Source organism: Mesorhizobium sp. M1A.F.Ca.IN.020.06.1.1, assembly GCF_004023265.1.
Classification (GTDB): domain Bacteria; phylum Pseudomonadota; class Alphaproteobacteria; order Rhizobiales; family Rhizobiaceae; genus Mesorhizobium.
On the sequence record NZ_RZSR01000084.1, the window covers coordinates 1 to 10605 of the forward strand.

14 protein-coding genes are annotated in these 10605 nt (G+C 63.9%); 11 read left to right on the forward strand and 3 right to left on the reverse strand.

Going from position 1 to position 10605, the window contains the following annotated elements; all coding sequences use genetic code 11:
* The first annotated feature begins 24 nt into the window (after positions 1–24).
* Positions 25–726 carry a glycoside hydrolase family 25 protein gene (locus EOA60_RS06255; protein ID WP_245322309.1) on the forward strand — a complete coding sequence of 234 codons (702 nt, stop codon included), beginning with the start codon at positions 25–27 and terminating at the stop codon, positions 724–726.
* On the opposite strand, the gene EOA60_RS06260 is transcribed toward EOA60_RS06255, so the two are convergent.
* On the reverse strand, positions 695–1366 hold the full coding sequence (locus EOA60_RS06260) for a uracil-DNA glycosylase (RefSeq protein ID WP_164748189.1): 672 nt from the start codon (positions 1364–1366) through the stop codon (positions 695–697). The two genes, EOA60_RS06255 and EOA60_RS06260, sit on opposite strands and share 32 nt — an antisense overlap.
* Entirely contained in the window at positions 1363–1944 is a 582-nt protein-coding gene (locus EOA60_RS06265) for an NYN domain-containing protein (RefSeq protein ID WP_066997475.1), read from the reverse strand. Before EOA60_RS06265 ends, EOA60_RS06260 begins: the two co-directional genes overlap by 4 nt.
* 296 nt (positions 1945–2240) lie before the next feature.
* On the opposite strand from EOA60_RS06265, the gene rpoZ reads away from it, so the two are divergent.
* From rpoZ to EOA60_RS06285, 4 genes are all read left to right on the forward strand, one after another.
* Positions 2241–2642 (forward strand): DNA-directed RNA polymerase subunit omega, encoded by a 402-nt coding sequence (gene rpoZ, locus EOA60_RS06270; RefSeq protein WP_067321093.1) that lies wholly within the window; start codon positions 2241–2243, stop codon positions 2640–2642.
* A 125-nt stretch (positions 2643–2767) separates the two neighbouring features.
* The gene (locus EOA60_RS06275; protein WP_066997471.1) at positions 2768–4996 is read left to right on the forward strand and encodes a bifunctional (p)ppGpp synthetase/guanosine-3',5'-bis(diphosphate) 3'-pyrophosphohydrolase; all 2229 of its coding nucleotides are present in this window, start codon (positions 2768–2770) and stop codon (positions 4994–4996) included.
* 114 nt (positions 4997–5110) lie between these two features.
* Positions 5111–5689: an orotate phosphoribosyltransferase gene (gene pyrE / locus EOA60_RS06280; protein WP_095823682.1), complete on the forward strand. Its 579-nt coding sequence runs from the start codon at positions 5111–5113 to the stop codon at positions 5687–5689.
* Between the two features lie 74 nt (positions 5690–5763).
* Positions 5764–6144: a VOC family protein gene (locus EOA60_RS06285; protein WP_066997467.1), complete on the forward strand. Its 381-nt coding sequence runs from the start codon at positions 5764–5766 to the stop codon at positions 6142–6144.
* Here EOA60_RS06285 and EOA60_RS39625 read toward each other — a convergent pair.
* Positions 6125–6256, reverse strand: a complete 132-nt coding sequence (locus tag EOA60_RS39625; RefSeq protein WP_259979799.1) for a hypothetical protein — start codon at positions 6254–6256, stop codon at positions 6125–6127. The genes EOA60_RS06285 and EOA60_RS39625 overlap by 20 nt on opposite strands.
* Before the next feature lie 166 nt (positions 6257–6422).
* On the opposite strand from EOA60_RS39625, the gene EOA60_RS06290 reads away from it, so the two are divergent.
* The 6 genes from EOA60_RS06290 to EOA60_RS06315 all read left to right on the forward strand — a co-directional run.
* Positions 6423–7007, forward strand: coding sequence for a DUF2062 domain-containing protein (locus EOA60_RS06290; RefSeq protein ID WP_067321101.1), 585 nt, complete (start codon positions 6423–6425; stop codon positions 7005–7007).
* Positions 7004–7417: a holo-ACP synthase gene (gene acpS / locus EOA60_RS06295; protein WP_067321104.1), complete on the forward strand. Its 414-nt coding sequence runs from the start codon at positions 7004–7006 to the stop codon at positions 7415–7417. Before EOA60_RS06290 ends, acpS begins: the two co-directional genes overlap by 4 nt.
* Positions 7418–7497: 80 nt before the next feature.
* Positions 7498–8247: a signal peptidase I gene (gene lepB, locus EOA60_RS06300; protein WP_066997458.1), complete on the forward strand. Its 750-nt coding sequence runs from the start codon at positions 7498–7500 to the stop codon at positions 8245–8247.
* 4 nt (positions 8248–8251) lie between these two features.
* Positions 8252–8968: a ribonuclease III gene (gene rnc / locus EOA60_RS06305; protein ID WP_066997455.1), complete on the forward strand. Its 717-nt coding sequence runs from the start codon at positions 8252–8254 to the stop codon at positions 8966–8968.
* Positions 8953–9885: a GTPase Era gene (gene era / locus EOA60_RS06310; protein ID WP_095823681.1), complete on the forward strand. Its 933-nt coding sequence runs from the start codon at positions 8953–8955 to the stop codon at positions 9883–9885. The genes rnc and era overlap by 16 nt, the downstream gene beginning before the upstream one ends.
* A 40-nt stretch (positions 9886–9925) precedes the next feature.
* The coding region (locus tag EOA60_RS06315; RefSeq protein ID WP_164899203.1) for an aminoglycoside phosphotransferase family protein at positions 9926–10605 on the forward strand (680 nt) is incomplete at its 3' end.

A 10605-nucleotide genomic window follows, 5' to 3' on the forward strand; every position in this document is an offset into this window, starting at 1 on the left:
GCCCTGGCCCTGGCTTTCGTCTTTCTGGCGCTTGCCACATGGGCAGAGGGCTTCTTCCGGCACCGTGCTTTCCCGCCGGATCGCGGCAAATTCCCCTTAAGGGGCATCGATGTTTCGCATCACCAGGGCAGGATCGACTGGCCGCGCGTCGCGGCCGACGATGTCGTTTTCGCCATCATCAAGGCGACGGAAGGTGGTGATTATGTCGATGATGCCTTTGCTGAGAATTTGCGCCAGGCCCGCGCGGCGGGCCTCGCTGTCGGCGCCTATCATTTCTTCACCTTCTGCCGCCCGGGTGCCGACCAGGCCAGGAACTTCATATCGGTCGTGCCGCGCGGCGAGCAGCTCTTGCCGCCGGTGGTCGACATCGAGTTCCACGGCAATTGTCCGCGACGCCCTTCGCCCGCCGAGCTGAACGCCGAACTGCTGGCATTCCTTGGCCCGGTCGAGGCGGCTTACGGCAAGCCGGCCATTCTCTATATAACCGATGAGACGGCACCGACCTATGCCGCTCATATCGCGGTACGCCAGCGCTGGCTGCGCTCTGTGCGGGGGCCGCTGAACGACGACGACTGGGTCTATTGGCAATATCTCGACACAGGCCGTGTCGACGGCATCGACGGCGACGTCGACCTGAATGTGCTGAAGGGCGGGCCGGCGAGGCTGTCGGAGTTGTTTGCCGCGGCGCCGGACCCTAGCTCTTCAGGAAGGCTGCTATCTCCTTGAAGACATCGACGAACATCGCTTCCGTCAGCACACCGGTGTTGGTGTTGTAGCGCGAGCAGTGATAGCTGGAGAACAGCGTGATGCCGCCGGCCTGCTGTCGTCCGCCGTGGCGGAACGGAAGGGTGGCGACGCGCCCGCCCAGCGCCCGCACCGTCGATTGATGCGCGATCGAGCCCAGCGTCAGGATGGCCCGCAGATTGGCAAAGCGCGCGATCGTCGGTTTGAGGAAGGTCCGGCAGGTGGCGATCTCGGCGCCGACCGGCTTGTTTTCCGGCGGCACGCATCGCACCGCATTGGTGATCGCGGTGCCGACGAGCTCCAGCCCGTCATCGGGCCTGGCCTTGAATTCCCCGCGCGCCAACCCTTGAGCGATCAGCGTTGCGTAGAGCAGGTCGCCGGCATAGTCGCCGGTGAAGGGACGCCCGGTGCGGTTGGCGCCGCGCAGGCCGGGCGCCAGCCCGACGATGAGGAGCCTGACCGAGCCCTCGCCCTCCGGCGGCAGGAAGGTCGGCACCGGTGCATTGAACCAGCCCGGCTCGCGCTGGCGCCAGGCGGCGATGAAGTCGTGCAGCCGCGGACAAAGCGGACAATCGCGGTCAGGCTCGGGGGAGGGCGCAGCGCTCAAGGCCGCCGCGCTCAATAATCGTCCTCGTCGGCTTCAGCCGGCTCCGGCCGGCGGACCGGCCGTTCCGATGGATCGCGGCCGACTTCATTCTTCAGCGTCATGAGGTCGATGAAGTGGTCGGCCTGGCGGCGCAAGTCGTCGGAGATCATCGGCGGCTGCGAGGCCATGGTCGAGATGATCGACACCTTGCGGCCACGCCGCTGCAGCGCCTCGACCAGCGTGCGGAAGTCGCCGTCGCCGGAGAAGATGACATAGTGGTCGACGACATCGGCAAGCTCCAGCGCATCGACGGTGAGCTCGATGTCCATGTTGCCCTTGATCTTGCGCCGGCCGGTCGAGTCGGTGAACTCCTTGGCTGGCTTGGTCACCACCTTGAAGCCGTTATAGTCCAGCCAGTCGATCAGCGGCCGGATCGAGGAATATTCCTGATCCTCGACCAGCGCGGTGTAGTAATAGGCCCTGAGCAGGTAGCCGCGTTTCTGAAAGCTCGACAGAAGCTTGCGGTAGTCTATGTCGAAGCCCAGCGCCCGCGAGGTGGCGTAGAGGTTGGCGCCGTCGATGAAAAGAGCGATCTTTTCACGGGGATCGAACATTGAAAAATATCCCTTTTCAAAAATTTCTGTCGTCTAAAAGGACGTGACGGGTAGGCCCGATAATGGTCCCTCTTCCCGCCCCTTTCGAGATAACGCCAGATTTATGGATATCCAAGGGCAGGGCGCGCATTGCAAGCAATTGTGATCGGCACCAGGTAAGCAAGGCGAAGTCCGATATTGAGCCGGGCAGGGGCTCGTGCTTCGGCGGTGCCCGCCATAAAGCTTGTATTTCGGCGGCGTCCTTGTTATGGAGCCCGCCAGTTTTCCATCAAATCCACGCATGAAAGGGGCAGTCCATGGCCCGCGTAACCGTTGAAGATTGCATCGACAAGGTCGACAACCGTTTCGAGCTCGTGCTGCTCGCCGGCCACCGTGCCCGCCAGATCAGCCAGGGCGCGCAGATCACCGTTCCTCGCGACAATGACAAGAATCCGGTCATTGCGCTGCGCGAGATCGCCGACGAGACGCTGTCGCCGGACGACCTCAAGGAAGACCTGATCCACTCGCTGCAGAAGCATGTGGAGGTCGACGAGCCGGAGGCCGAGGGCGAGGCCATCGCCGACCAGACCGGCGCTGCCACCGCTGGTGCCGACACCGACGATGCCGAAGAGAACATCGCCTTCGACCGCATGAGCGAGGAAGACCTGCTCGCCGGCATCGAGGGTCTGGTGCCGCCGGAAAAGAGCGACGACTACTAAGCTCTTGGACACGGGCCTGGATCAAGCATCCGGGACTTCCGTATCGTCAGTTTCGTGGCTATCTATGGGATGCGTCGCACGCCGGTGCGGCGCATCAATCATTTCATCACCGCGAGATTTCGCCCATGATGCGTCAGTATGAGCTTGTCGAGCGCGTGCAGCGCTACAAGCCTGACGTCAACGAGGCGCTGCTCAACAAGGCCTATGTCTACGCCATGCAAAAGCATGGCCACCAGAAGCGCGCCTCGGGCGATCCCTATTTCTCGCATCCGCTGGAAGTGGCGGCCATCCTCACCGAGATGCATATGGACGAGGCGACCATCGCCGTTGCCCTGCTGCACGACACGATCGAGGACACGACCGCCACTAGGGCCGAGATCGATGAATTGTTCGGCCCCGAGATGGGCAAGCTGGTCGAGGGACTGACCAAGCTGAAGAAGCTCGACCTCGTCTCCAAGAAGGCCGAGCAGGCGGAGAACCTGCGCAAGCTGCTGCTGGCGATCTCCGAGGATATTCGCGTTCTGCTGGTCAAGCTCGCCGATCGCCTGCACAACATGCGCACGCTCGACCATATGCCCGAGTCCAAGCGCCTGCGCATCGCCGAGGAGACGATGGACATCTATGCGCCGCTCGCCGGCCGCATGGGCATGCAAGGCATGCGCGAGGAACTTGAGGAGATCGCCTTCCGCTACATCAATCCGGAAGCCTATCGCGCCGTCACCGCGCGGCTCGCCGAGATCTTCGAGCGCAACAAGGGCGTGCTGGACGAGATCGAGAAGGCGTTGTCCGGCCTGTTCGAAAAACACGCGATCAAAGCCGGCGTCAAAAGCCGGCAGAAGAAGCCTTGGTCGGTGTTCCGCAAGATGGAGGCCAAGGCGCTCTCCTTCGAGCAGCTCTCCGACATCTTCGGCTTCCGTGTGGTCGTCGACACCGTCGAGGACTGCTACCGCGCGCTTGGCGCCATCCACACCACCTGGTCGATGGTGCCTGGCCGCTTCAAGGATTACATCTCGACGCCGAAGCAGAATGACTACCGCTCGATCCACACCACCATTGTCGGCCCCTCGCGCCAGCGCGTCGAACTGCAGATCCGCACCCGCGAGATGAACAAGATCGCCGAATACGGCGTTGCCGCGCATTCGATCTACAAGGACAGCGGCGGCAAGCCGAACGGCGCAGCGCACGCGATCTCCAAGGAGACCAACGCCTATGCCTGGCTGCGCCGCACCATCGAGCAACTGGCCGAGGGCGACAATCCCGAGGATTTCCTGGAAAACACCAAGCTCGAGCTGTTCCAGGACCAGGTGTTCTGCTTCACGCCCAAGGGCATGCTGATCGCCCTGCCGCGCGGCGCCACCCCCATCGACTTCGCCTATGCCGTCCACACCGATGTCGGCGACACCTGTGTCGGCGCCAAGGTCAACGGCCGCATCATGCCGCTGATGACGGAGTTGAAGAACGGCGACGAGGTCGAGATCATCCGCTCCAAGGCGCAGGTGCCGCCGGCAGCCTGGGAATCGGTCGTCGTCACCGGCAAGGCGCGCGCCGCCATCCGCCGCGCCACCAAGAATGCCATCCGCAAGCAATATTCCGGGCTCGGCGCCCGCATCCTCGAACGCGCCTTCGAGCGCGCCGGCAAGAACTTCACCAAGGAAAGCCTGAAGCCGGTTCTGCATCGCCTGGCGCGCAAGGATATAGAGGACGTGCTGGCCTCTGTCGGCCGCGGCGAGCTTGCCTCGACCGATGTCATGAAAGCAGTCTTCCCCGACTACAAGGACGAGCGCGTCACGGTCGCGGCGCCCAAGCAGCGCGAGGAAGGCTGGTCCAAGATCCGCAACGCCGCGGGCATGCTGTTCCAGATGCCCGGCCGCGCCGCGCGCAAGGGCAAGGACCAGCAGCGCGACGGTGCGGTGCCCATCCGCGGCGTGCGCGGCGACCTGCCGGTGCGCTTCGCGCCGGAAGGGGCGGTGCCCGGCGACCGCATCGTCGGCATCATTCAGCCAGGAACCGGTATCACCATTTATCCTATCCAGTCGCCGGCCCTGCAGGCTTTCGACGACCAGCCCGAGCGCTGGATCGATGTGCGCTGGGACATCGACGAGCGTACCAAGGAGCGCTTCCCGGCCCGCATCTCGGTCACAGCCATCAATGCGCCGGGCTCGCTCGCCGACATCGCGCAGGTCGTCGCGTCTAACGATGCCAACATCCACACGCTGTCGATGGTGCGCACCGCGCCCGATTTCACCGAGATGCTGATCGACCTCGAGGTTTGGGACCTGAAGCACCTCAACCGGCTGCTGTCGCAGCTCAAGGATAATTCGAGCGTCAGCGACGCACGGCGTGTGAATGGGTGAATAGTAAATAGTGAATAGTGAATTAGGTTGCCTATCACGACCATTCACCATTCACTCATCGCTATTCTATTCACTACTCATTACTCACCACTCGCCAAGAGCATGGAGCGAACAATGAACACCGATGAAGTGCTGGGCATTTTCCGCGAGGCGGGCGCGGTTCTCGAGGGGCACTTCATCCTGACGTCCGGACTGCGCAGCCCGATCTTCCTGCAGAAGGCGCGCGTCTTCATGCATGCCGACAAGACCGAGCGCCTGTGCAAGGCGCTGGCCGAGAAGATTCGTGAGGCGGTGCCGGGCAGGATCGACTATGTCGTCGGCCCGGCGATCGGCGGCCTGATCCCGGCCTACGAGACCTCGCGCCATCTCGGCGCGCCGGCGGTCTGGGTCGAGCGGGAAGGGGGCGAGTTCCGACTGCGTCGCTTCGAGATCGCAAAGGGATCGCGCGTCGTCATTGTCGAGGACATCGTCACCACGGGTCTCTCGATTCGCGAGACCATCGACTGCCTGCGCCAGCTCGGCGCCGAGGTGGTGGCGGCCGCCTGCATCATCGACCGCTCGGCCGGCAAGACCGATGTCGGCGTGCCGCTGATTGCGCTCGCCGAATATGAGGTGCCGGCCTACCCGCCCGACCGCCTGCCGCCGGAACTTGCCGCCATCCCTGCCGTTAAGCCGGGAAGCCGAAATATCTGACCTGGCGATGAATGAAAACAAGCACCTGAGGGTGCCGGTTGAATCTCTTTGCCAGCGAAGCGCGCAGAGGCCCCATGATAGCCGGCATCGATCATTTCGTCCTGACGGTCCGGTCTGTCGAAGCGACTTGCGACTTCTATCAGCGCGTGCTGGGCATGGGGCGGCTGGACGAGCCGAGCCGGCCGACCGCGCTTCTGTTCGGATCGCAGAAGATCAATCTGCACGAGGTCGCTCGCACCTTTGAGCCGAAGGCGAAGGCGCCGACGCCGGGCTCCGGCGATTTCTGCCTCATTGCTGCGGTGCCTCTTGCCGACATCCGCGCCAGCCTCGAAGCCAACGGTGTGGCGGTCGAAGTCGGACCTGTCGAGCGCACCGGTGCTCGCGGCAGAATGATGTCGGTCTATTTCCGGGATCCCGACGACAACCTGGTCGAGGTCAGCGAATATCGAACTTAGCTGAAAAGCCCAGGCTGACCGCGTCCGATACCTCGGCGCCGCGGTCGCGCAAGGACGAATGGCCAAACATGCTTTGCCCAGTCTTCCTCAGTTTCGCCAGAATGGCGCTCATGTAAGAGCCTGCGGCAGACCATCGCGGCGACGTTTCGCTGTTCCGTGGTCTGGCAATCGCCGCTATAGCAAAGTTTTGTTGCCTTCCTGCGCCGGTGAAGCGCAAGATAATGTTGGCGCGACCCGGCTGGCAGGGAAGCGTGTGTTGGACCAGGAACCGAAACAGAGTGCTTTTTCGACGCCGAGAGCCTGATGGCCTCCTGGAGCGGGTGCGTACTTACCTATGGCCGCGCCGCTCGTTCTCGCGCTCCGTTCAGTATTTCTCCAAGCGCATTCTGCGGCTGAAAGCGACGCCCCATTCGGTGGCCGCCGGAGTCGCGGCAGGCGTTTTCGCCTCCTTCTTCCCGCTGGGCTTCCACTTCATCATCGCCGCCGTGCTATGCTGGGTGATCGCCGGCAATCTGGTGGCGGCAGCCCTCGGTGCGGTGTTCTTCGGCAATCCGCTGTCCTTCCCGCTGCTCTGGGGCGCGTCCTGGGAGACTGGCAAGCTCATCCTGCATGAACATCTGCCCAGGCATGGGCCGCCGGAGCATCTCGGGGAAATGATGCACACGCTTTCCTTCGCCAAGCTGTGGCACCCGATCCTGGAGCCGATGCTTCTCGGCGCGGTGCCCCTCGGCTTGGTCTTCGGGCTCGTCTTCTATGGTGTCACGCGGTGGGGCATGACCGCTTTTCGCGCGCAACGGCAGCGGCGAATGACCGAGCGAGCCAGGAAGGCCCGGCAGGGCGGACGGGAAGTTCCCGCGGAATGATCATCGGCATCGGCAGTGACCTGATCGACATCAGACGTATCGAGAAGTCCCTGGAACGGCACGGCCAGCGCTTTATCCAGCGTATCTACACCGAGGTCGAGCAGGCCAAGTCGGAGAAGCGCGCGGCCCGTGCCGCTTCCTACGCCAAGCGCTTCGCCGCCAAGGAGGCCTGCGCCAAGGCGCTTGGCACCGGCATGGCCGAGGGCGTCTTCTGGCGCGACATGGGCGTGGTCAACCTGCCCAGCGGAGCGCCCACCATGGCGCTCACCGGCGGCGCTGCCGCCAGGCTGGAAAAAATCCTGCCCAAGGGCCACCATGCGCTGATCCACCTCACTATCACCGACGATTTTCCACTTGCTCAAGCCTTTGTGATCATCGAGGCAGTGCCCGCCGAACAAGCGCCACATTGATTCCATCTGACCACGGGCGGCATGACGTTGCCCAGCGCGCGCCGAGACTCTATACCAACCAACGCACAATCGAGGACGACATGAGCGTGGCTGAAAAATCGCAGAAGAAATCCGGCGGGCTTGGGGAAACCTTTTCCGTCATCATCCAGGCTCTGCTGCTCGCGCTTGTCATCCGCACGCTGCTGTTCCAGCCCTTCTCCATCCCCTCCGGCTCGATGCGGCCGACGCTGCTCGAAGGCGACTATCTGTTCGTCACCAAATGGGCCTATGGCTATTCGCGCTACTCGCTGCCCTTCGGCCCCAACATTTTCTCCGGCCGCATCTGGGGCTCTGAGCCCAAGCGCGGCGACGTGGTCGTGTTCAAGTTCCCGCCGGATCCGTCCGTCGACTACATCAAGCGCGTCGTCGGCCTGCCCGGCGACAAGATCCAGGTCAAGGACGGCCAGCTCTTCATCAACGGCACCGCGGTGCCGCGCGAAAAGGTCGGCCAGATCGACAACCCCGACATCACCGAGGTCGACCGTCCCGTCGACGTCTATCGCGAGACGCTGCCCAACGGCGTCACTTATGACACGCTCGATCTGACGCCCAATTCGATCGGCGATAACACGCGCGAGTTCGATGTGCCGCCCGGCCACTATTTCATGATGGGCGACAATCGCGACAATTCCTCCGACAGCCGCTTCACCGTCGGTTTCGTGCCGGCCGAGAACCTCGTCGGCCGCGCCAACGTCATCTTCTTCTCGATCGCCGATGGCGCAAGCCCGTTGGAAATCTGGAAGTGGCCGTCGCTGATGCGTGCCGGCCGCCTGTTCCATCTCGTCCACTAAGGTTATGGCGGCGACCAAGCGTTTGACCGCCGATGCCCTTGCCGAAGCGCTTGTCGAGCGCACCGGCCACGCCTTCGCCGACCGCCAGCGTCTGCAGCGCGCGCTGACCCATGCCAGCGCGCGTTCGACGCATGCCGGCGTCGACTACGAACGCTTCGAATTTTTGGGCGACCGCGTTCTCGGCCTGGTCGTGGCCGACATGCTGCTCGCTGCCTTTCCGGATGCCGCCGAGGGCGAGCTGTCGCTCCGCCTCAACGCGCTGGTCAATGCCGAGGCGCTCTCCGAGATCGCCGAGGAGATCGGCCTGCCGGAGCTGATCCGCGCCGGCTCCGACGTGCGCAATCTCGAAGGCCGCAAGCGAACCAATCTGCGTGCCGACGCGCTGGAGTCGCTGATCGCTGTGCTTTATCTGGACGGTGGCCTTGAGACCGCCCGCGCGTTTATCCATCGCTACTGGCAGCCGCGCTCGCAGGCGATCGGTGCTGCCCGCCGCGACGCCAAGACCGAGCTGCAGGAGTGGGCGCACCAGGCGGCGTCGGGCGCGGTGCCGGCCTACCGGGTGGATGCTCGCGAGGGGCCCGACCACGACCCGCTGTTCACCGTCAGCGTCAAGGTCGGCTCTTTCGCGCCGGCGATCGGCAGCGGCCGTTCCAAGCGCGAAGCGGAGCAGGCGGCGGCGGCCGCGTTGCTGCTGCGCGAAGGCGTATGGAGCGCTGCATGACCGTCACCGAAACCTTCGAAACGCCTGCCACGCGCTCCGGCTTCGTCGCGCTGATCGGCGCGCCCAATGCCGGCAAGTCGACGCTGGTCAACCAGCTGGTCGGCGCGAAAGTGTCGATCGTCACCCACAAGGTGCAGACCACCCGAGCCATCGTGCGCGGCATCGCCACGCATCACAACGCGCAGATCGTCTTCGTCGACACGCCCGGCATCTTCAAGCCGCGGCGGCGGCTGGACACGGCCATGGTCACCACCGCCTGGGGCGGCGCCAAGGATGCCGATGTCGTGGTGCTGCTGATCGATGCCGAACGCGGCATCAAAGGCGATGCCGACGCCATCCTCGACCGGCTGAAGGACGTCAAGCAGCCGATGCTGCTCGTCCTCAACAAGGTCGACCGGGTCAAGCCGGAGACGCTGCTTGCTTTGGCCGCGACAGCGAACGAAAGAGTGCCGTTCCAGCGCACCTTCATGGTCTCGGCGCTCACCGGCTCCGGCTGCAAGGACCTGCTCGATTATCTTGCCGAGACCCTTCCAGCCGGTCCCTGGTACTATCCGGAAGACCAGATCTCCGATCTGCCGATGCGCCAGCTCGCGGCCGAGATCACGCGCGAAAAGCTTTATCTGAGGCTCCATCAGGAGCTTCCCTATTCCTCGCATATCGAGACCGAGAAGTGGGAGGAGAAGAAGGACGGCTCGGTGCGCATCGAGCAGGTCATCTATGTCGAGCGCGAGAGCCAGAAGAAGATCGTGCTTGGCCACAAGGGCGAGACGATCCGCGCCATCGGCCAGGCCGCGCGCGCCGAGATCGCCGAGATCCTCGAGCAGAAGGTGCATCTTTTCCTGTTCGTCAAGGTGCGCGAGAACTGGGGCGACGACCCGGAGCGCTATCGCGAGATGGGATTGGAGTTTCCCAACTGATGAATGTCGACCAAAGGCGACGCGGTTTTGGGATAGCGACATGCACAGCCCGAAGATGGATATCGACACCGCTCTCGTGCGCCGGCTCGTCGACGCGCAGTTTCCCGAATGGCGGCATCTGCCTGTGAAGCCGGTCGCGTTCGGCGGCTGGGACAACCGCACCTTCCATCTCGGCGACACGATGGCGGTCAGGCTGCCAAGTGCTGCTCCCTATGCGCTGCAGGTCGAGAAGGAGCATCGCTGGCTGCCCAAGCTCGCGCCGCTTCTGCCGCTGCCGATTCCCGAGCCGCTCGCCATGGGCGAGCCGGCGGCGGGCTATCCCTGGCACTGGTCCGTCTACCGCTGGATCGAAGGCGAGACGGCGAAAACCGGTCACATCGCCGACCTTCGCGCGTTCGCGGTCTCGCTGGCTGAGTTCCTCGTCGCCCTGAAACGGATCGATCCGACCGCGGGGCCGGCACCTGGCCAGCACAATTTTTATCGCGGCGGCCCGCTGGCCGTCTATGACGACGAGGCGAGACAGGCCATCGCTGCGCTTGAAGGCCGGATCGATACGCAAGCCGCCACTGCCGTCTGGAAGGCGGCGCTTGCTGCCGGCTGGCACGGCTCGCCCGTCTGGTTCCACGGCGATGTCGCCTCAGGCAATCTGCTGGTCGAGGACGGCCGTCTGAGCGCTGTCATCGACTTCGGCACGTCGGGCGTCGGCGATCCCTCCTGCGA